Raw genomic sequence first — 18,247 nt, forward strand, 5'->3', positions numbered from 1 at the left:
TCGGCTACCGGCCGGCGACGGCGGGACCCAGGCGGGCGGCGTGCTGTCGTTTGAGCAGGCGTCCACGCAGGCGCCAGCTATCGTCGGTGGGGAGCAGTTGCAGGCTCCAGTCGTGCGAGAAATCCAGCGGGGCGTCCGCGCGCCAGCCCAGTGCGCTGGGCGCAAGTTCGATGTGCAGGTCCGCGCTGGCTTGCGAGGGATGCGCCAGGACCAGCCGCAGCGGTTGGGTGCGGTCGAAATCGCCGGTGGCCGGCAGGACTTCGATCACCCCGTCCTGGGCCCGCAGCACCGCACTCAACTTGCGCTGGCTGGCCACGTTGTCCATGCCCAGATCGGCGGTCTGCACCTGCGCCACGCGCTGCACCTGGTCGCTGACGGTGTCGGCGCCGCCGGAGCGCACTGCGATCACCACCAGCGTCACCCCGGCCACGATCGAGGCCAGCGGCAGCCCGAACACGAGCCAGACCATGGGTTCGCGCCAGAAGCTTTTCCTGTCGGTCATCGCACCGGCCCGAAATAACTGCTGTCGATGGTTCTGGCGGCGGTGCCGTCCATGTTCTCCACATGGAAGCGCACCTCGTGGCGGCCGCCGATGCCATCGGGAGCGGTGACGATGACCGGCAGCGACAGCACCTGTTCTGCGTTGGCCTGCACGGTCTGTTCTCCATCGCGCAGAGCGATGGACGGCGTCGCCGATTCCAGGCGGATGCGGTAGCGGTGCGCCTGGCGGTCCTTGTTGATCAGCTTGAGCACGTAGTGGTTCTCGATGCGGCCATCGCCGGCTTCGCGGTACAGCGCGTTGCGGTCGCGCAGCACCTCGGCGATCAGCTCGCTGCGGTGAGTCACGCCCCAGGCCCAACTGCCGACCAGCGCCAGCAGGATCGTGCCGTAGACGAAGATGCGCGGACGCGCCACGCGCGTCCGCTTGCCATCGATGGCGTTCTGGGTGGAGTAGCGGATGAGTCCCTTTTCGTAACCCATCTTGTCCATGACTTCGTCGCAGGCGTCGATGCAGGCGCCGCAAGCGATGCATTCGTATTGCAGGCCGTTGCGGATGTCGATGCCGGTCGGACAGACCTGTACGCAGATGGTGCAGTCGATACAGTCGCCCAATTGGTCGGGCGCGAATTTCGGCAGCGGTTCGGCCACCACGCCGGCACCGGCGAAGGTGTTGGTGCCGTGCGCCTGCAGGCGGTTGTCGGCGGCGGTGGGATGCTGGTTGGCGCGGAACACGTAGTCGTAGGCGGTGATCTTGTCCAGCAGGCCGCGCGCGCGTTGCAGCACGCTGCCCAGGCCGCGCTTGCGCGGGCCGCGCGGCTCGCCACGCATCGGGTCGTAGGCGATGATCAGGGTATTGCGGTCGAACATGGCGCTCTGGAAGCGGGCATAGGGGCACATGTATTTGCACACCTGCTCGCGCAGGAAGCCGGCGTTGCCCCAGGTGGCCAGGGCGTAGAACAGCACCCAGAAGGTTTCCCAACCGCTCCAGGCGAAAGGCCATGCGCGCGCCCACAGCTCGGCGATAGGAGTGAAGAAGCCGACGAAGGTGAACCCCGTCCACAACGCGAACGCCAGCCAGATCAGGTGTTTGCCGCCCTTGCGCAGCATCTTTTCCCGGTTCCACGGACCTGCGTCCAGCTTCATGCGCTTGCCGCGGTCGCCTTCGGTCCAGCGCTCCATCCACAGAAACACTTCGGTCCACACCGTCTGCGGGCAGGCATAGCCGCAGAACAGGCGCCCCGCCAGTGCGGTGAAGAAGAACAGGGCCATGGCCGCGATGATCAGCAGCAGCGCCAGGAACAGGAAGTCCTGTGGCCAGAAGGTCAGCCCGAACACATGGAACTTGCGGGCCGGCAGATCGAACAGCACCGCCTGGCGGCCATCCCAGCGCAACCAGGGAAACACATAGAACATGCCGAGCAACCAGAACACCGCGGCCACCCGCAGGCGATTCAGGCGACCCGATATATCGCGCGGGTAGATCTTGCGTTCGCTGACGTAGAACGAGTTGCCGCCCTCGTCCACCATGTCCAGCGGGATGCGGCGGCTCATGCGGTGTCCCCATGGACGGCCGGTAGGGACTTGCAGGAACAGGCGGGCGGGCCGAAGCGGGAAACGTCGGAAGCAGGAACCATGGAAGGAGAAACGGCGGGAGAACAGGAACGGGGCTGCATCATGGGGTCGGCTTCACCGGCATGACGGGCGGCGTGGCGGAAGCGGCGCAGTGCGGCAAGGCAAGGCGGGCACAAGGCAGTGAGATCACAACAATCGCTGCGGAAGACAGGCATCGCGGTGGTCCGTTCAATCAGGCGGCAGTGCGCGGTTGAAACGGCTGGACGGACGCAGCAGGATCCAGGTGAACAGGCTGGAAGCCGCCGAGGCCGCCCAGAACATGAAAAAGCCCACGGTGTAGCCCAGTTCGCGGGTTATCGGCAGGTCGGGGAAGGTCAGATCGCGCAACGCCAGCGGATCGACGAAAGCGAAGAACACCACCGTGGACACACCGGCGCTGAAGAAACTGGGCCACAGGATGGCTCCCGCGCGCTGCGCCAGCGGTCGCGGCGGGTGGTCGAAACGCGGTTCGGAGAAATCCGTCATGGCTTGCCGCCTCCCGCAGCGCTCTGCGGCTTGTTCGACAACGACCAGACATAGGCGGCCACCAGCCGCGCCCGGGTCTCTCCCAGCACCGCGCGGTGCGCGGGCATCTGCCCGTGGCGGCCTTCGTTGATGGTCTTGGCCAGGCTTTCCTTGCTACTGCCGTACATCCAGTAGTCGTCGGTCAGGTCGGGTGCGCCCAGCTCCGGATTGCCTTTGCCGCTGACGCCATGGCAGGCCGCGCAAACCCCTTCGAAGAGCTTCTTGCCGCGGGTGGCCAGGTAGTCCTTCTGCAAGGATTCGGGATAGGGCAGGGTACGCACGTAGGCGACGGTGTAATCGACCGCGTCCGGTCCATCCATGTTGCCCAGCACCTTGCCCCATTCGGGCATCACGCCCTCGCGCCCATCCAGCACCGTTTGCAGAATCTGCTCGGGCTCGCCGCGCCAATGCCAGATGTCGTCGGTCAGGTTGGGATAGCCGATGGCGCCTTCGGCCGAGGAGCCGTGGCAGGTGGCGCAGCTGTTGCTGAAGATGGAGCGCCCCAGTTCTCTCGCCCTCGGGTCGTGCGCCAGGACCGGCAGCGGCTGGCCTTCGTAAGGGGCGAAAGTCCGGGCCAGCTTGGCGTCCTCGCGGGATTTGTCCTGCGCGTGTTCGCCGGCCGAGGACCACTTGCCATAGCCGCGGAAACCGCCGAGACCGCCGTACCACGCCAGATAGCCGATACCGAACACGATGGTGAGGTAGAACAGGTTGATCCACCAGCGGGGCAGGGGCTTGTTGTATTCGGTCAGATCGCCGTCCCAGATATGGCTGGTGTCCTCGGGCGCCGGGTCGCCGGGCCTGCGGCGCGCGGTCCACCACAGCAGCCACACGCAACCTGCGATGTTCAGCACCACCAATGCGATCACATACCACGACCATGAATGGCTCATCGGATGCTTTCCCCGTCGTTGTCTTCCAGCGGCAGCGAGGCGGCGGCATCGAAATCCGCCTTGCGCGCGGGACGCCACGCCCATGCCCAGCCGACGACGAACAGCACCAGCAATACAGCGGTCACGATTCCGGACAACATGCCTCAGCCTCCCCTTGGTGCGTGTCGGCCGAGCGCCTGCAGGTAGGCGACCACCGCATCGAGTTCGCTCTTGCCGTTCACCGCTTGCGCGGCGGCGGCGATTTCCTCGTCCGAGTACGGATCGCCCAGGGTCTGCAGCGCCTTCATGCGCCTGGCCACGGTGGCGCCGTCGACCGGGTTGCCGCCCAGCCATGGAAAGCCCGGCATGTTGGATTCGGGCACCACGTCGCGCGGATTGGCCAGGTGCACGCGGTGCCAGTCGTCGGAATAGCGCCCGCCCACGCGCGCCAGGTCGGGCCCGGTGCGCTTGCTGCCCCATTGGAACGGACGGTCGTAGACCGATTCCCCGGCCAGCGAGAAGTGGCCGTAGCGTTCGCTTTCGAAGCGCAGGGTGCGCACCATCTGCGAGTGGCAGTTGTAGCAACCCTCGCGCACGTAGACATCGCGCCCGGCCAGCTGCAGCGCCGGGTAGGGCTTGACGCCTTCCAACGGCTCGATGGCCTCGGCCTGGTGCATCAGCGGCACGATTTCGGCCAGGCCGCCGAAGGACACCGCCACGGCGATCAGGACCGCCATCAGGCCGACGTTCTTCTCTATCTTCTCGTGGCCGTTGGCATTTGCGTTGTGGGGTTTCTTGTCGCTCATGTCAGTTTCCTCAGGCCTTCGCTTCCGACACGTCCACCGGCAGGATCGGCTGTGGCGCCAGCGCGGCCGCCGCCCGGTAGGTCTTCCAGGTGTTCCACGCCATCACTCCCATGCCGGACAGCACCAGCAGTCCGCCGCCCAGGCGGATCAGGTAGTACGGGTAGGTGGCGTTGAGCGCCTCGACGAAGCTGTAGGTCAGGGTGCCGTCGTCGTTGGTGGCGCGCCACATCAGCCCCTGCATCACGCCGGCGATCCACATCGAAGCGATGTAGAACACCACGCCCAGCGTGTGCATCCAGAAATGCGCGTCGATCATCTTCACCGAGTACATCCGTTCGCGGCCCAGCAGGCGCGGCAGCAGCGCGTAGAGCGAGCCGATGGAGATCATCGCCACCCAGCCCAGCGCGCCCGCATGCACGTGGCCCACGGTCCAGTCGGTGTAATGGCTCAGCGAGTTGACCGTCTTGATCGACATCATCGGTCCCTCGAAGGTGGCGATCATGTAGAAGCTGATGGCCACGATGAGGAACTTCAGGATCGGGTCGGTGCGCAGCTTGTGCCACACCCCAGACAGAGTCAGGATGCCGTTCAGCGCGCCGCCCCAGGACGGCGCCAGCAGGATCAGCGAGAACACCATGCCCACCGACTGCGCCCAGTCGGGCAGCGCGGTGTAATGCAGGTGGTGCGGCCCGGCCCACATGTACACCGCGATCAGCGCCCAGAAGTGCACGATCGACAGCCGGTAGGAATAAACCGGGCGTCCGGCCTGCTTGGGCACGAAGTAGTACATCATTCCCAGGAAGCCGGCGGTCAGGAAGAAACCCACCGCGTTGTGCCCGTACCACCACTGCACCATGGCGTCGACGGCGCCGCTGTAGACCGGGTAGGACTTGGCCAGGCCCACCGGGATGGCGATGCTGTTGACGATGTGCAGCAGCGCGATGGCGATGATGAAGGCGCCGTAGAACCAGTTGGCCACGTAGATGTGCTTGACGTTGCGCTTGGCGATGGTGCCGAAGAACAGCACGCCGTAGGCCACCCAGACCGCCGTGATCAGCAGGTCTATGGGCCACTCCAGCTCGGCGTACTCCTTGCCCTGGGTCAGGCCCATCGGCAGGGTGATGGCCGCGGCCACGATCACCAGCTGCCAGCCCCAGAACACGAAGGCGGCCAGCTTGTCCGACAGCAGCCGCACATGGCAGGTGCGCTGCACGATGTGCAGGCTGGTGGCGAACAGCGCGCAACCGCCGAAGGCGAAAATGACCGCATTGGTGTGCAACGGCCGCAGACGGCCATAGCTGAACCAGGGCAGGTCGAAATTGAGCGCGGGCCAGTACAGCTGGGCGGCGATGATCACCCCCACCAGCATGCCCACGATCCCCCAGACCACGGTCATCACCGCGAACTGCCGTACCACTTTGTCGTTGTAGGTCCCCTGGACGCCTTGCATGCAGTCCGCTCCTCGTCTTGTCGGAGCGGATGATCCCTTGGGCGCGACCGCGCCGCGTTGATCCAGATCAATGCGGCGGCCGAAAGGGCGTGGTCTAGTTCCGGCCGAAGGTCGCCTCCCTGAGGCGCTACAATGGATTCATCTCCATGCCGAGTCGTCCCCCATGCCGGACATGAACGTCGTAGAGTTGTCGCGCCTGCAGTTCGCGTTGACCGCGATGTACCACTTCCTGTTCGTGCCGCTGACCCTGGGCCTGTCCTTCATGATCGCGATCATGGAGAGCGTCTACGTGATGACCGGCCGCGACATCTGGCGGCGCATGACCCTGTTCTGGGGCACGCTGTTCGGCATCAACTTCGCCATGGGCGTGGCCACCGGCATCGTCATGGAGTTCCAGTTCGGCATGAACTGGTCCTACTACAGCCAGTACGTGGGCGACATCTTCGGCGCGCCGCTGGCCATCGAGGGCCTGATGGCGTTCTTCCTGGAAGCCACTTTCGTCGGCCTGTTCTTCTTCGGCTGGGACAAGCTGTCCAAGGTCAAGCACCTGATGGTGACCTGGCTGGTGGCGCTGGGCACCAATTTCTCGGCGCTGTGGATCCTGATCGCCAACGGCTGGATGCAGTACCCGGTCGGCGCGGAATTCAATCCGGCCACCATGCGCATGGAAGTCACCGATTTCGCGGCCGTGCTGTTCAATCCGGTGGCGCAGGCCAAGTTCGTGCACACGGTCAGCGCCGGCTACGTGCTGGGCGCGGTGTTCGTGATGGCGATCAGCGCTTTCTATCTGCTGCGCGGCCGGCATGTCGACCTGGCCAAGCGCTCCATGGCGGTGGCGGCGAGCTTCGGGTTGGCGGCGTCGCTGTCGGTGGTGGTGCTGGGCGACGAGAGCGGTTATGTCACCGGCGAGAACCAGAAAATGAAACTGGCGGCGATCGAGGCGATGTGGGAGACCGAGTCCGCTCCGGCCGGCTTCAACGCCTTCGCCATTCCCAACCAGGAAACGCGCACCAACGAATACGCCGTGCATATCCCCTGGGTGATGGGGCTGATCGGCACGCGCTCGTTCAACACCGAGATTCCGGGCATCGACGAGCTGGTGGAACGGGCCCAGGAACGCATCCGCAACGGCCAGGTCGCCTATGCGGCCCTGCAGCGGTTGCGCGCAGACCGCAGCGATATGCACGCCAAGGCCATGTTCGACCTGCACTGGCAGGACATGGGCTACGCGCTGCTGCTCAAGCGCTACCGCGAAGACATCGGCAACGCCAGCGAGCAGGAAATCGCCCAGGCCGCGGCCGACACCATTCCGCGCGTGGCGCCGTTGTTCTGGAGCTTCCGGCTGATGGCCGGGGTGGGGTTCTATTTCATCGCCTTCTTCGCGCTGGCGTTCTGGCTGGCCACCGTGCGGAAGCTGGACAAATACCGCTGGTTCCTGAAGCTGGCGCTGTACAGCCTGCCGCTGCCGTGGCTGGCGATCGAGGCGGGCTGGCTGATCGCCGAATACGGACGCCAGCCGTGGATCATCGACGGCGTGCTGCCGACGTTCCTGGCGGCCTCGGGCCTGAAGCTGCACCAGATCGTCATCTCGCTCACCGGCTTCGTGGTGATCTACACCTCGCTGGCGGTGGTGGACGTTTACCTGCTGCGCAAGGTGGTGCTGAAAGGACCCGACGATATGCCCGGCGGCGAGCGACGCCCCAACCAGGAAGGCGCGCCGCTGGCGGCCGCTTCTTCCACCGCGGCCTGACCGGAGAGCGGCATGGACACGATTCCCCTCGATTACGAAACCCTGCGCCTGATCTGGTGGCTGCTGCTGGGCATCCTGCTGATCGGCTTCGCGGTGACGGACGGCTTCGATCTGGGCGTGGGCACGCTGCTGCCGGCGGTGGCGCGCACCGATGCGGAGCGTCGCCTGGTGCTCAACGTGATCGGCCCGGTATGGGAAGGCAACCAGGTGTGGCTGATACTGGGCGGCGGCGCGATCTTCGCGGCGTTCCCGGCGTTGTACGCCGTGAGTTTCTCGGGTTTCTACCTGGCGATGTTCCTGATCCTGTTCGCGCTGATATTGCGGCCGGTCGGTTTCAAATTCCGCAGCAAGGTGGAAGACAAGCGCTGGCGCGCGGTGTGGGACTGGGGCTTGTTCGTCGGCGGTTTCGTGCCGTCGCTGGTGTTCGGCGTGGCCATGGGCAACGTGCTGCTGGGCGCGCCTTTCCACTTCGACGATACCTTGCGCATCTTCTATACCGGCGGGTTCTTCGCATTGCTCTCTCCCTTCGCGGTTCTGTGCGGCTTGGTCAGCGTGGCCATGCTCGTCGCCCATGGCGCGGCCATGCTGGTGATCAAGACCGACGGCGAGGTCGCGTTGCGCGCGCGGCGTTACGGTTCGCTGGCGGCGCTGGCCACGGCGGTGCTGTTCGTGCTGGCCGGTGTCTGGGTGGCCAACGGCGTGACCGGCTATTCCATCGTGGGCGCGCTCGATACGGCGGGCGCTTCCAATCCCCTGGGCAAGCAGGCGATCGCCGCGCCGGGCGCGTGGATGGCGAACTACCGCGCCATGCCGTGGACCTGGATCTTCCCGCTGCTGGGCGTAGCGGGCGCATTGCTCAGCGCGTTGATGCTGCGCGCGGGACGCGGCGGCGCCGCCATCATGGCATCGGGCCTGGCCATTGCCGGCATCATCCTCACCGAAGGCGTAGCGGTGTTTCCCTTCCTGCTGCCGTCCTCCACCGATCCCAATTCCAGCCTGACGCTGTGGGACGCTTCTTCCAGTCACATGACGCTGTTCGTCATGCTGGTGGTGACCTGTCTGTTCCTGCCTCTCGTGATCCTCTACACCAGCTGGGTGTACCGCGTGCTGCGCGGCAAGGTGAGTCCGGAAAGCCTGGAACAGAATCACAACTCCTACTGAGGAAAGGCCATGTGGTATTTCTCCTGGATACTCGGCGTCAGCCTGGCCGCGAGCTTCGCGATTCTCAACGGCATGTGGTACGAAATGCGCGAGAACGACCGCACCGCGCGCGAAGCGCAAGAGCAGGAAGCGCAGCGGCTGGCGAAAGAAACGCGCGCCGACTGAAGCCAGCGTGGGGTAGGTCGGGGCTACGCCCCCGACGCTCGGAAAACCCGGGTGCGCGTGCGTCGGGGGCGTAGCCCCGACCTACGGGCGCAGGCGCAAGGTAGTGCGCGTGCCGCGGCCGGACACCGAAGAGAATGCGAGATTCCAGCCCAGGTGTTCGCACAGGCGCGAGATCAGGTCCAGGCCTATGCCCCCGCCGTCGCGTCCGCCGCCCCGCGCCACTCGCGCGTAGATTTCGCTGATCTCCTCCGGCGACATGCCATGGCCCGGGTCCTCGATCACCACGGTGGCGTCGGGCCGCAGGCTGATGCGGATCTGGCCGCGGTCGCTGTTTTCGATGGCGTTGCGCAGCAGATTGCCGATCGCCGCCTGTACGATGGTCACCGGCGCCACGATTTCGCAGGGAGGCATGGCTTCCAGCACCAGCGTCAGATCCTTGTCGCGAGTCAGGTGGCGATGGTCTTCCACGATCTCCGGCAGCAACTGGTCCAACGGCACATGGTCGCTCGAGTCCGCCAGCCGCGAGGGATCCTTGGCCAGGGTCAACAGCAACGAAATCAACTGCTCCACGTTGCGCGCAGTGCGGTGGATGCGCGCCACCTGGTTGCGCGCGGCCGGTGGAACGTCCGCCTGATCCAGGACCAGCTCGGAGGCGCCGGCGATCACCGCGATGGGCGTGCGCAATTCATGGCTCGAGCTGGCGATGAAGGCATGCTCGCGCTCCACGAAACTCTGGTTGCGGCGCAGGTAATCGTTGAAGGCGTCGGCGATGACCACCATCTCGGCGCTGGCGTCTTCGTCCAGTACGACTTTCTGGTCGGCTTGCGCAGGCTTCAGCTTTTCGACCTGCTGGGCAAGCATGGCCAGCGGCTGGATCACCAGCCCCAGCCGCCACATCACCACCAGGCCAAGGATAAGGATCACAACGACCGTGCCGGCGGCCACTGCAGCGGTAATGGCGCCCTCTACGCCTTCGAATTCGGTCAGGTTCAGAGCCATGGCCACGGGCTTCCCGTCGATCTGATCGACCAGCACGACGCTGGTCACTCCGTCGAGGGTCATGTCGTCGTGCAAACCCGCCTCCAGTGAAGCCAGGTCGGCCGGCAACGGCGGCGTGCCGGGCACCCCGAACATGCGCAGCGTGTCGGTATCGCGCCAGCGATAGGCGGCGTTGGCATGGGTACGCTGCCCATAGAAGTCCAGCTCGGAACGCAGCAGCGATTCCCAGGCCAGGTGCTCGACCCGTTCATGGATGATGTATCCCCCCGCCAGCACGGCCGCCGACAGCAACACCGCATAGACGAAAAGCCATTGCAGAATGCGGTGTTTCAGTAGCGGCCTAGATCCCATCCGGGTCGTCCCGGGCGATGGCCGCCAGCCTGTAGCCGACCCGCGGCAGGGTATGGATCAGTTTGACCGGGAACGGGCCATCGACGCTGCGCCTCAGTTCGTAGATGTGCGAACGGAGCATGTCGCCATCGGGCGGGTCGTCGCCCCACAGCGCATGCTCCAGCCGTTCGCGGCTCACCGCGGCGGGACTGGCCTGCATCAGTATTTCCAGCAGTTTGCGGCAGGCCGGATACAGGTGCAGCGGCTGTCCGGCGCGCGTGGCTTCCAGCGTGGCCATGTCCAGGCGCAGATCCTCGACCTCCAGTATCCGCTTGCGGCCGCGACCGGCCACGCGCGCGATCAACGCCTCGATGCGGACTTCAAGCTCGGGCAGGGCGAATGGCTTGGTCAGGTAGTCGTCGGCTCCGGCGCGGAACCCGGCGATCTTGTCGGGAAGCTCGTCGCGGGCGGTCAGCATGATGACCGGCACGCCGGAGTTTTCGTTCTCGCGCAGTCGGCGCAGCACTTCCCTGCCGTCCATCCGCGGAAGCATCCAATCCAGAATGACCACGTCGTAGGCGCTTTTGCCGGCCAAATGCAGACCGGTAATGCCGTCGGGAGCCGCATCCAGCGTGTGACCGCGGGCTTCGAAGTACTCAAACAAGTTGGCGACCAGGCTGCGGTTGTCTTCGATCACCAGCAGTCGCATGGGGGATCCCGGAAAGCGTGGCGCAATGGGGAGTCGATGCTCCCAGCATCGCGCCTCCCTGTCAAAAAGTTGCGCGGCGGCAGGGAGGGCGTATGGTTAACGTGAGGCTAACGTGTTTCTGACGAATTTCCGACACCCGGTTTTCCACCCTTTGCACCGACTGAGAGGATCGGAGAGGTTTCGGCCGTACTCGCATGCGCAGGCGTCGATCCGCCGGGGCGCCTTCTGCCATCGTTAGCCGGACCTTATGCTCAAGACGCAGCCCTTGGTGATTCCCGAACTTTCCGTGGTCGTGCCCGTGTTCAACGAGCGCGACAATATCGCGCCGTTGGTCCACGAAATCGTCGCGGCGCTGCATTCGCGCCTGCCTTTCGAGATCGTCTATGTGGATGACAACTCCACCGACGACAGCCTGCTGCGGCTCAAGGCGTTGCGGGAGCAGGTTCCCGAACTGCGGGTAGTCCGTCATCTGGTGCAGAGCGGGCAAAGCACGGCCATCCGCACGGGCGTGAAGGCGGCGCGCGCGCGCTGGATAGCGACCCTGGATGGCGACGGCCAAAACGATCCGGCCGACATCCCCAAATTGCTGGAGGCGCGCGCTTCGGCGGCAGCGGAGGTGCGTCTGTTCGCCGGCTGGCGTGTGCACCGGCAGGACAGCGCCAGCAAACGCTGGGCATCGCGATGGGCCAACGCCATCCGCTCCCGTCTGCTTCGCGACGCTACGCCGGACACGGGTTGCGGCATCAAACTGTTCGAACGCGAGGCCTTCCTGGAGCTGCCCTATTTCGACCACATGCATCGTTACCTGCCCGCGCTGATGCAACGCGCCGGTTGGCGTACCGTGAGCATTCCGGTCAATCACCGCAGCCGTTCGGCCGGGATTTCCAAGTACAACAACCTCCACCGCGCCTGGGTCGGCATCGGCGATCTGCGCGGCGTGGTCTGGTTGATCAAACGCAGCAGGATTCCGCGCGCAGAGGAACTGTGAGTCGCTCATGCATCCGATGAACCAGGAAATCCTATGGCTGGGCTGGACCGGCCTGCACATGACCCCGTGGAAGGTGATCGGCATGGTCGGCGCGCTGATGTTCGGGGCGCGCTGGGCAGTGCAGTTCGTCGCTTCGCGCCGTGCCCGTAAACCGGTGATTCCGCGGCTGTTCTGGTACATGAGCATCGTCGGCAGCCTGATGACGCTGAGTTACTTCCTGTTTTCCTCCAAGCAGGATTCGGTGGGGGTCATCCAGAACCTGTTTCCGGCCTTCACCGCGATCTACAGCCTGTATCTGGATATCCGTCACCGCGGATGGAAACGGGATCGCGGAGCGCATTAGCCGACCCTCGGCGTCGTCTGCTCGCCGCGGTTCTGGACATCCGCAGGGGCCTCGCTATTCTTTCCGAGCAACGCGAGCCGATAGCCGACCCTGGGCAGGGTATGGATCAGTTTCACCGCGAACGGACCATCGACGCTGCGCCGCAACTCATACACGTGCGAGCGCAGCAGGTTGCCGTCCGGCGGGCTGTCCGCCCAGAGCACATGTTCCAGATGTTCGCGGGAAACGGCTGCTGGACTGGCCTGCATCAGCGTTTCGAGCAGCTTGCGGCAGGTCGGATAAAGGTGCAGCAGCTGTCCGTCGCGATGCGCTTCCAGGGTGCGCAGGTCGAGCCTGAGGCCATGCATTTCCAGCACCCGGTCGCGACCCCGCTTCCCGCTGCGGGCAAGCAGCGCCTCCAGCCGCACCTCGAGTTCGGGCAGCGCGAAAGGTTTGGTCAGGTAGTCGTCGGCGCCGGCCCTGAAACCGGCGACCTTGTCGGCCAGTTCGTCGCGTGCAGTCAGCATGATGACCGGCTGGACGGGGCGCTCGATACGCAGCCGGCGCAGCACCTCGCGACCGGGCATGCGCGGCAGCATCCAGTCCAGGATGACCACGTCGTAGACTTGGTGGGTGGCCAGGTGCAGGCCGGTGGCGCCGTCGGGAGCCGCATCCAAGGTATGGCCGCGCGCTTCGAAGTAGTCGAACAGATTGGCGACCAGGCTCGCGTTGTCCTCCACCACCAGCAATCGCACGGCACAGCCCTCCGGTTCGCCGTGAAAGTGGCGCACCGGATGTTTTCACCGCTGCGGTCGGAAAAACGTCAGAGCAAGCTCTAACAAATTTCCTACATTGCAAAACACACCATTGTCCCTACGGTTTTCCGCGAGCACTGCGAATCCCAATGACCAGCTTGTCACGACCGCAATTGCCCTCGTCCCGCTTCGCGATCCTGATCCTGCTCGCCGCGGTCAGCCTGCTGGCCGGGCTGGGCCTGCGGGATCCCTCGCCTCCGGATGAGCCGCGCTTCGTTCTGGCCGCCCGCGACATGGTCGAGTCGGGGCAATGGCTGTTTCCGCACCGGGGAAGCGAGTTCTACGCCGAAAAGCCTCCGGTATTCATGTGGATGCAAGCAGCCGCGTACGAGGCGACCGGCAACTGGCGGATCGCCTTCCTGCTGCCCTCGTTGCTGGCCGCTCTGCTGACGTTATGGCTGACCTACGATCTGGCCGTCCGGCTGTGGAACCGCAGGGCAGGGCAGTATGCGGCGCTGGCTTTGTTCGTTTGCCTGCAGTTCGGCCTGCAGGCCAAGCGCGGCCAGATCGACATGGTGCTGGTGGCGATGACCACCTTGTCGCTATACGGGCTGTTGCGCCACCTGCTGCGTGGACCGAACTGGCCGCTGGCCTGGCTGGGTTTCTTTGCCGCCGGACTGGGCACGGTGACCAAGGGGGTGGGTTTTCTTCCGGTGCTGGTGCTGTTGCCCTGGGCCGCGCTGTCGTGGCGGGACCGCAAAGCTTCTCCGCCCGTGCCGCCCGCCCCTGGCGGATGGCGTTGGCTGCTCGGCGCGCTGTGCTTCGTCGCAGGTGCGGGCGTGTGGGTCGTGCCGATGCTGTGGGCGGTCTACAACAGCTCCGATCCCTCATTCCAAGCCTATGCAAGCGAGATCCTGTTCAAGCAGACCGGCAAGCGCTATGCGGGGGCCTGGCACCATGTGCAACCGTTCTGGTATTTCGCCCAGGTCATCGTGACTTTGTGGTTGCCGGGCGCATTGCTGCTGCCTTGGCTGGCGCCCGCCTGGTGGCGCCGGCTGCGCCGCGGCGACCGGCGTTTCTGGCTGCTGCTGGGATGGAGCGCACTGGTGCTGTTGTTCTTCAGCGCCAGTCCCGGCAAGCGCGAGGTCTATATTTTCCCCATGCTGCCGGCCTTGTGCGTGGCCGCTGCGCCGCTGCTGCACGCTTTGATGCGGCGCGCCGGCGTGCAGCGGATTTTGCTTGGCTACCTGCTGGCGTTGGCGCTGGCGATGTGCGCTATGGCGCTGTCCGGATTGCTCGGAGCCAGCGAATGGGCGCACCGGCTGGCTGCGCAGCGTGATATCGATGCAGCCACTCTGCGCACTTTCCTTTTCTGGTTGCTGGCTTTCGGCCTGGTCTCGATGGCCGTGATCCTGTGGGCATGGCGTCGGCGCGTGGGCACCGCGGTGGTCGTAGTGACCGCGTTGTTGTGGATGACCTATGGCCTGGGCCTTGCGCCTGCGTTGGACGCCGACAGTTCCGCACGCAAGCTGATGCAGCGGGTGGGTCGGTACATCGGTCCGCAAGCGCAGCTGGGCATGGTGGCCTGGCGGGAACAGAACCTGCTGCAGAGCGATCGGCCCACCGTCGATTTCGGCTTCAAGAATTCATGGCAGGAGCAATGGGCCGAAGCCGGTCCCTGGCTGCTGGAGGATCCGGCGCGGCGCTGGGTGTTCGTGCTGGACAAGGCGGTCAGCCCTTGCGTGGATCGCGCGCGCGCGGTGGACATCGGCCAATCCAACCGCAACGCCTGGCTGCTGGTGCCGGGCAGCGCGTGGAAGCCGGGTTGCACGACCCCGGCGTTCGAAGCGGAAGAAGACGAAAAAACTCCTTGAACCTCAGCTGACCGATCCGGGCTCTTAACGGGCCGCGAACTCCGCTCCGACCGCTCTCCGACAGGCCAACTCCAATCATGCGCGCCAACCGGTTCTATGCGCGCGCGGATGCAATCCCTTAATCCTTCACCGTCTCCACGATACTGGCTGGCGATCGGCCCCGGCGCGCTGGGCGGCAATCCGGTGCGCGCATGGCCAAGCGCCGGATCGCGGTTCTACTTCCACCATCTGTGGGCGCCGCTGGCGGTTTTCGCCGGTCTGTCGCTGTTGCTGATCGTTCTGCACGGGGATCTCTGGCTCGCGGATCGCTTGTACGCGATGGAAGGCCACGCTTGGAGCCTGCGGACCGGGTACATCACCCAGGATCTGTTGCATGCGGCAGGCCGCCAAGCCAGCAAGGACCTATGGTTCACCTTGGCGTTGATGGTCGCGATATCGCTGTTGCTGCGGAAGGGAAGGCAATGGCGGTGGCCGTTGATCTATCTGCTGCTGGCCACTGCGCTCTCCACGGCCGCCGTCGGTCTGTTGAAGCGCTGGACCAACATGGACTGCCCTTGGGATTTGCTGCGCTATGGGGGCGACGATGCTTACTACTCGCTATTCATGCACCGTCCGTCGATATTGGGGCATGCGAAGTGCTTTCCTGCCGGCCACGCCAGTGCCGGCTACGCCTGGGTCGCGCTGTATTTCTTCTTCTTGAGCGCACGTCCGCGCTGGCGCTGGTGGGGGCTTGGGTTCGCCTTGGGTCTGGGTGCCGTGTTCGGGGTCGCGCAACAGCTTCGCGGCGCGCACTTCCTTTCCCATGACGTGTGGACGCTGATGATCTGCTGGCTCATCGCATTGGCGCTTTACCAGCTGATGCTGGGGCGCCGTCGCGCCAACCTGTCGGCCCAGGCCGCGTCATGAGCGCCGTCGCCGCAAACCCGCAAGCGATCAGCCGAAACGACGATCGGTCGATGGCCTGGTGGAGACTGCGCCCAGTCCTTGCAAGCGAAACGTTGATCCTGCTTTGCAGCGTGTTTTTTTCCATGTTCAGCAATGGCTCGTTCTGGCATGGTGCGCTGGCCCATCCGCTGGCGCAGTGGCGGCTGGCGTTGTCGTTGTTTCTGCTGGTGACCGCGCTGCATGCGCTGCTGCTGGGCCTGGTGGTCAATCGCTGGACAGCCAGGCCGCTGCTGAGCGTGCTTCTTCTGGTCACCGCGGTCGCTGCCCATTACATGAGCGCTTATGGCGTGTATCTGGACGCCGACATGCTGCGCAACGTGCTGCATACCGACAGCAAGGAATCCAGCGAGTTGCTGTCCCCGCAATTGCTGATTCCCATCGCGCTGACCCTCATTCCGGTGGCGGCCCTGTGGCGCGTACGCCTGCTCAAGCGCAGCTGGCCGCGCGCGCTGGCCATCCGTTCCGCGTTCCTGACGGCGATGGCGGCGATGGCGGCCGTCGGCGCCTTGCTTTCTTTCCAGGACATCTCATCGCTGGTGCGAAACCATCGTGAGGTGCGCTATCTGGTGACTCCGGCCAATTACGTGGTCGCGCTGTCCAAGGTGTTGCTGGCGTCTCCTCCCGGCCCCAGGCAGGCGCTGCTGCCGCTGGGAACCGACGCCAAGCAGGCTGCGCGCGCCAGCGGCAGCAAACCACGGTTGCTTGTGCTGGTGGTCGGAGAAACCGTGCGCGCCCAGAATTGGGGATTGAACGGCTACGCGCGCCAGACCACGCCCGAGCTGGCCAAGGTCGACGGACTCATCAATTTTTCCCAGATGAACGCCTGCGGGACCAGTACCGAAGTATCGCTGCCTTGCATGTTCTCTGCCTACGGCCGCCGCAACTACGATGAAATGGAAATCCGCAGCCACCAGTCCTTGCTGCATGTGCTGGACCATGCGGGCGTGGCCACTTTGTGGCGCGACAACCAATCCGGTTGCAAAGGAGTGTGCGACGGGCTGCCGACCCAGCGCCTGACCGACGCCAAAGACGCCGGCCTGTGCAATGGCAAACGTTGTCTGGATGAGATCCTGATCAAAGATCTCCCCTCGCAGCTTTCGCCTTCAAAAGGCGACCAGGTGGTTGTGCTGCATCAGTTGGGAAACCACGGCCCCAGTTATTTCGAACGCTACCCGCCGCAGTTCAAACGCTTCACGCCTACTTGCGACAACTCCGAACTGGGCCAGTGCGAGCGTCAGAGTATCGTCAACGCCTACGACAACGCATTGCTGTACACCGATCGCTTCCTGGCCGAAACCATCGCCCTGTTGAAGTCGCGGACCGATTACGACACCGCCCTGATCTATGTGTCCGACCATGGCGAATCGTTGGGCGAAAAGGGCCTGTTCCTGCACGGTGTGCCTTACTCCATCGCCCCGGCGGAGCAGATCCGGGTGCCGATGGTGATGTGGCTCTCGCCCGGGTTGGTGCAGGACGCCAGGTTGGATACCGCATGCCTGAAGCGCGAAGCGGCGGAGCCGGCCAGCCACGACAACCTGTTTCCTTCGATCCTGGGGCTGATGCAGGTGAATACCCGCGAATATCAGCCCGCTTACGACCTGTTCGCGAAATGCCGCAACCGCCAGTAAAGAAGCGCGGCCCGATCTGCTGGCGGCGGCTCGCGCCCTAGCGTTTCCTCCACCAGAGAACGGCCGCTTCCGTGAGCAGGCACGTCAGCATCGAGAGGAAGGCGCAGGCGGCCGCGATGGCCAATAGCGTGGCCAGCGCGAGGAACGGGGCGGGGTGCAGCCCCTTGCTGCCGTCCGCGGCCAGAGCCGCAAGACCGCACAAGGCCGCGGCAACGGTCGATCCGATGAAAATACGGAGAAGGCGCGGATAGGCGGTAGTCGGCATGCCGCCTTCGGTTCGCGTGGCGTCCCTGGTGGGGTCCTCGGTCGAGGCGCGCTCTCCGCCATCGACAGCGAAGTTGCCCGCAACCTCCATGCTTGAATTCTTCATCGCCGCTCGCTCGAAGGAGTCGGCGGCGATGATGTCCGCCGAACCGTCGGAACTCGGTCGTACCGGCGTTCGTTACGGGTTAAGCCCCAGTCCTGGTTCAGCGCGGATTGGAAGTCCGATTCGGGTTCGCGTGGCCTCTTCGATGGGCGGGCGCGCAGAGAAGGCAGCGCGAGTGTGCCGGCGGCTGCGAAACCCGGTCTTGTCCGGCTGGCCGGCCGGGTGCGGCGACATTCGGGCCCAGGCCGGGCGTGGCGGTATCCCGGGCACAAAAAACCCCGCAAATGCGCGGGGTTGAATGGTTCAATGCCGGATCCAACGAGGCGTTGAATGGTGGTGGCTATGGGTGGACTCGAACCACCGACCCCAGCATTATGAGTGCTGTGCTCTAACCGGCTGAGCTACATAGCCGTGCATTGAACCGCGCATTTTTCCTGTCTGACCCGCGCCTGTCAATGAGAATCGCTTTGCTTGAGACATCCGCTTGGG

Annotated in this window: 19 protein-coding genes and 1 tRNA gene; 8 read left to right on the plus strand and 12 right to left on the minus strand. The window is 64.9% G+C overall.

The window, feature by feature from the left end; all coding sequences use genetic code 11:
* Window positions 1-4 precede the first annotated feature (4 nt).
* The 7 genes from CSC73_RS06730 to ccoN all read right to left on the minus strand — a co-directional run bounded on the left by CSC73_RS06730 (window position 5) and on the right by ccoN (window position 5,765).
* Window positions 5-502, minus strand: a complete 498-nt coding sequence (locus CSC73_RS06730; protein WP_163839666.1) for a FixH family protein — start codon at window positions 500-502, stop codon at window positions 5-7.
* Complete coding sequence (locus CSC73_RS06735) at window positions 499-2,052, minus strand: 4Fe-4S dicluster domain-containing protein (protein WP_163839667.1); 1,554 nt, start codon at window positions 2,050-2,052, stop codon at window positions 499-501. Before CSC73_RS06735 ends, CSC73_RS06730 begins: the two co-directional genes overlap by 4 nt.
* Before the next feature lie 249 nt (window positions 2,053-2,301).
* A complete protein-coding gene (locus CSC73_RS06740) occupies window positions 2,302-2,598 on the minus strand; it encodes a hypothetical protein (RefSeq protein WP_163839668.1) in 297 nt (98 codons plus the stop codon).
* A complete protein-coding gene (gene ccoP / locus CSC73_RS06745; protein WP_163839669.1) occupies window positions 2,595-3,530 on the minus strand; it encodes a cytochrome-c oxidase, cbb3-type subunit III in 936 nt (311 codons plus the stop codon). Before ccoP ends, CSC73_RS06740 begins: the two co-directional genes overlap by 4 nt.
* Window positions 3,527-3,670, minus strand: coding sequence for a cbb3-type cytochrome oxidase subunit 3 (locus CSC73_RS06750; protein ID WP_163839670.1), 144 nt, complete (start codon window positions 3,668-3,670; stop codon window positions 3,527-3,529). Before CSC73_RS06750 ends, ccoP begins: the two co-directional genes overlap by 4 nt.
* A 3-nt stretch (window positions 3,671-3,673) precedes the next feature.
* Window positions 3,674-4,315 (minus strand): cytochrome-c oxidase, cbb3-type subunit II, encoded by a 642-nt coding sequence (gene ccoO / locus CSC73_RS06755; protein ID WP_163839671.1) that lies wholly within the window; start codon window positions 4,313-4,315, stop codon window positions 3,674-3,676.
* Window positions 4,316-4,325: 10 nt separating this feature from the next.
* Window positions 4,326-5,765: a cytochrome-c oxidase, cbb3-type subunit I gene (ccoN, locus tag CSC73_RS06760; protein WP_163839672.1), complete on the minus strand. Its 1,440-nt coding sequence runs from the start codon at window positions 5,763-5,765 to the stop codon at window positions 4,326-4,328.
* Window positions 5,766-5,928: 163 nt separating this feature from the next.
* Here ccoN and CSC73_RS06765 point away from each other — a divergent pair, with 163 nt between their 5' ends.
* The 3 genes from CSC73_RS06765 to cydX are packed head-to-tail and all read left to right on the plus strand — an operon-like array spanning window position 5,929 to window position 8,841.
* Complete coding sequence (locus CSC73_RS06765; RefSeq protein ID WP_163839673.1) at window positions 5,929-7,515, plus strand: cytochrome ubiquinol oxidase subunit I; 1,587 nt, start codon at window positions 5,929-5,931, stop codon at window positions 7,513-7,515.
* 12 nt (window positions 7,516-7,527) lie between these two features.
* The gene (gene cydB / locus CSC73_RS06770) at window positions 7,528-8,676 is read left to right on the plus strand and encodes a cytochrome d ubiquinol oxidase subunit II (RefSeq protein WP_163839674.1); all 1,149 of its coding nucleotides are present in this window, start codon (window positions 7,528-7,530) and stop codon (window positions 8,674-8,676) included.
* A 9-nt stretch (window positions 8,677-8,685) separates the two neighbouring features.
* Window positions 8,686-8,841 carry a cytochrome bd-I oxidase subunit CydX gene (gene cydX, locus CSC73_RS06775; RefSeq protein WP_163839675.1) on the plus strand — a complete coding sequence of 52 codons (156 nt, stop codon included), beginning with the start codon at window positions 8,686-8,688 and terminating at the stop codon, window positions 8,839-8,841.
* An 81-nt stretch (window positions 8,842-8,922) separates the two neighbouring features.
* Here the strand turns inward: cydX and CSC73_RS06780 are convergent, their stop codons facing one another.
* Window positions 8,923-10,191 carry a sensor histidine kinase gene (locus CSC73_RS06780; protein ID WP_163839676.1) on the minus strand — a complete coding sequence of 423 codons (1,269 nt, stop codon included), beginning with the start codon at window positions 10,189-10,191 and terminating at the stop codon, window positions 8,923-8,925.
* Entirely contained in the window at window positions 10,181-10,879 is a 699-nt protein-coding gene (locus CSC73_RS06785) for a response regulator transcription factor (RefSeq protein WP_163839677.1), read from the minus strand. Before CSC73_RS06785 ends, CSC73_RS06780 begins: the two co-directional genes overlap by 11 nt.
* A 247-nt stretch (window positions 10,880-11,126) precedes the next feature.
* Here CSC73_RS06785 and CSC73_RS06790 point away from each other — a divergent pair, with 247 nt between their 5' ends.
* Both CSC73_RS06790 and CSC73_RS06795 read left to right on the plus strand, forming a co-directional pair.
* Complete coding sequence (locus CSC73_RS06790) at window positions 11,127-11,867, plus strand: glycosyltransferase family 2 protein (RefSeq protein ID WP_425502281.1); 741 nt, start codon at window positions 11,127-11,129, stop codon at window positions 11,865-11,867.
* 7 nt (window positions 11,868-11,874) lie between these two features.
* Window positions 11,875-12,210, plus strand: coding sequence for a lipid-A-disaccharide synthase N-terminal domain-containing protein (locus CSC73_RS06795; protein ID WP_163839678.1), 336 nt, complete (start codon window positions 11,875-11,877; stop codon window positions 12,208-12,210).
* Here the strand turns inward: CSC73_RS06795 and CSC73_RS06800 are convergent.
* A complete protein-coding gene (locus CSC73_RS06800) occupies window positions 12,207-12,944 on the minus strand; it encodes a response regulator transcription factor (protein ID WP_163839717.1) in 738 nt (245 codons plus the stop codon). The two genes, CSC73_RS06795 and CSC73_RS06800, sit on opposite strands and share 4 nt — an antisense overlap.
* Before the next feature lie 149 nt (window positions 12,945-13,093).
* Between CSC73_RS06800 and CSC73_RS06805 the strand changes: the two genes are divergently transcribed.
* The 3 genes from CSC73_RS06805 (at window position 13,094) to CSC73_RS06815 (ending at window position 17,391) form a co-directional block, all read left to right on the plus strand.
* Complete coding sequence (locus CSC73_RS06805) at window positions 13,094-14,818, plus strand: ArnT family glycosyltransferase (protein WP_211840833.1); 1,725 nt, start codon at window positions 13,094-13,096, stop codon at window positions 14,816-14,818.
* A 108-nt stretch (window positions 14,819-14,926) separates the two neighbouring features.
* A complete protein-coding gene (locus CSC73_RS06810; protein ID WP_163839679.1) occupies window positions 14,927-15,724 on the plus strand; it encodes a phosphatase PAP2 family protein in 798 nt (265 codons plus the stop codon).
* Window positions 15,725-15,774: 50 nt separating this feature from the next.
* Window positions 15,775-17,391, plus strand: coding sequence for a phosphoethanolamine transferase (locus CSC73_RS06815; RefSeq protein ID WP_425502282.1), 1,617 nt, complete (start codon window positions 15,775-15,777; stop codon window positions 17,389-17,391).
* Window positions 17,392-17,428: 37 nt separating this feature from the next.
* Here CSC73_RS06815 and CSC73_RS06820 read toward each other — a convergent pair whose 3' ends face one another.
* Window positions 17,429-17,761, minus strand: a complete 333-nt coding sequence (locus tag CSC73_RS06820; RefSeq protein WP_163839681.1) for a hypothetical protein — start codon at window positions 17,759-17,761, stop codon at window positions 17,429-17,431.
* A gap of 331 nt (window positions 17,762-18,092) precedes the next feature.
* Window positions 18,093-18,169 (minus strand) — tRNA-Met (locus tag CSC73_RS06825).
* Window positions 18,170-18,247: the final 78 nt, after the last annotated feature.

The sequence above is a fragment of the Pseudoxanthomonas sacheonensis genome (genome assembly GCF_010093305.1).
Taxonomy (GTDB): Bacteria; Pseudomonadota; Gammaproteobacteria; order Xanthomonadales; family Xanthomonadaceae; genus Pseudoxanthomonas_A; species Pseudoxanthomonas_A sacheonensis.

Bases quoted from the DNA above. Each gene is read 5' to 3' on its own strand.
- CSC73_RS06730 (WP_163839666.1), bottom strand. From the start codon at position 502: ATGACCGACAGGAAAAGCTTCTGGCGCGAACCCATGGTCTGGCTCGTG.
- CSC73_RS06735 (WP_163839667.1), bottom strand. From the start codon at position 2,052: ATGAGCCGCCGCATCCCGCTGGACATGGTGGACGAGGGCGGCAACTCG.
- CSC73_RS06740 (WP_163839668.1), bottom strand. From the start codon at position 2,598: ATGACGGATTTCTCCGAACCGCGTTTCGACCACCCGCCGCGACCGCTG.
- ccoP (WP_163839669.1), bottom strand. From the start codon at position 3,530: ATGAGCCATTCATGGTCGTGGTATGTGATCGCATTGGTGGTGCTGAAC.
- CSC73_RS06750 (WP_163839670.1), bottom strand. From the start codon at position 3,670: ATGTTGTCCGGAATCGTGACCGCTGTATTGCTGGTGCTGTTCGTCGTC.
- ccoO (WP_163839671.1), bottom strand. From the start codon at position 4,315: ATGAGCGACAAGAAACCCCACAACGCAAATGCCAACGGCCACGAGAAG.
- ccoN (WP_163839672.1), bottom strand. From the start codon at position 5,765: ATGCAAGGCGTCCAGGGGACCTACAACGACAAAGTGGTACGGCAGTTC.
- CSC73_RS06765 (WP_163839673.1), top strand. From the start codon at position 5,929: ATGCCGGACATGAACGTCGTAGAGTTGTCGCGCCTGCAGTTCGCGTTG.
- cydB (WP_163839674.1), top strand. From the start codon at position 7,528: ATGGACACGATTCCCCTCGATTACGAAACCCTGCGCCTGATCTGGTGG.
- cydX (WP_163839675.1), top strand. From the start codon at position 8,686: ATGTGGTATTTCTCCTGGATACTCGGCGTCAGCCTGGCCGCGAGCTTC.
- CSC73_RS06780 (WP_163839676.1), bottom strand. From the start codon at position 10,191: ATGGGATCTAGGCCGCTACTGAAACACCGCATTCTGCAATGGCTTTTC.
- CSC73_RS06785 (WP_163839677.1), bottom strand. From the start codon at position 10,879: ATGCGACTGCTGGTGATCGAAGACAACCGCAGCCTGGTCGCCAACTTG.
- CSC73_RS06790 (WP_425502281.1), top strand. From the start codon at position 11,127: ATGCTCAAGACGCAGCCCTTGGTGATTCCCGAACTTTCCGTGGTCGTG.
- CSC73_RS06795 (WP_163839678.1), top strand. From the start codon at position 11,875: ATGCATCCGATGAACCAGGAAATCCTATGGCTGGGCTGGACCGGCCTG.
- CSC73_RS06805 (WP_211840833.1), top strand. From the start codon at position 13,094: ATGACCAGCTTGTCACGACCGCAATTGCCCTCGTCCCGCTTCGCGATC.
- CSC73_RS06810 (WP_163839679.1), top strand. From the start codon at position 14,927: ATGCAATCCCTTAATCCTTCACCGTCTCCACGATACTGGCTGGCGATC.
- CSC73_RS06815 (WP_425502282.1), top strand. From the start codon at position 15,775: ATGGCCTGGTGGAGACTGCGCCCAGTCCTTGCAAGCGAAACGTTGATC.
- CSC73_RS06820 (WP_163839681.1), bottom strand. From the start codon at position 17,761: ATGAAGAATTCAAGCATGGAGGTTGCGGGCAACTTCGCTGTCGATGGC.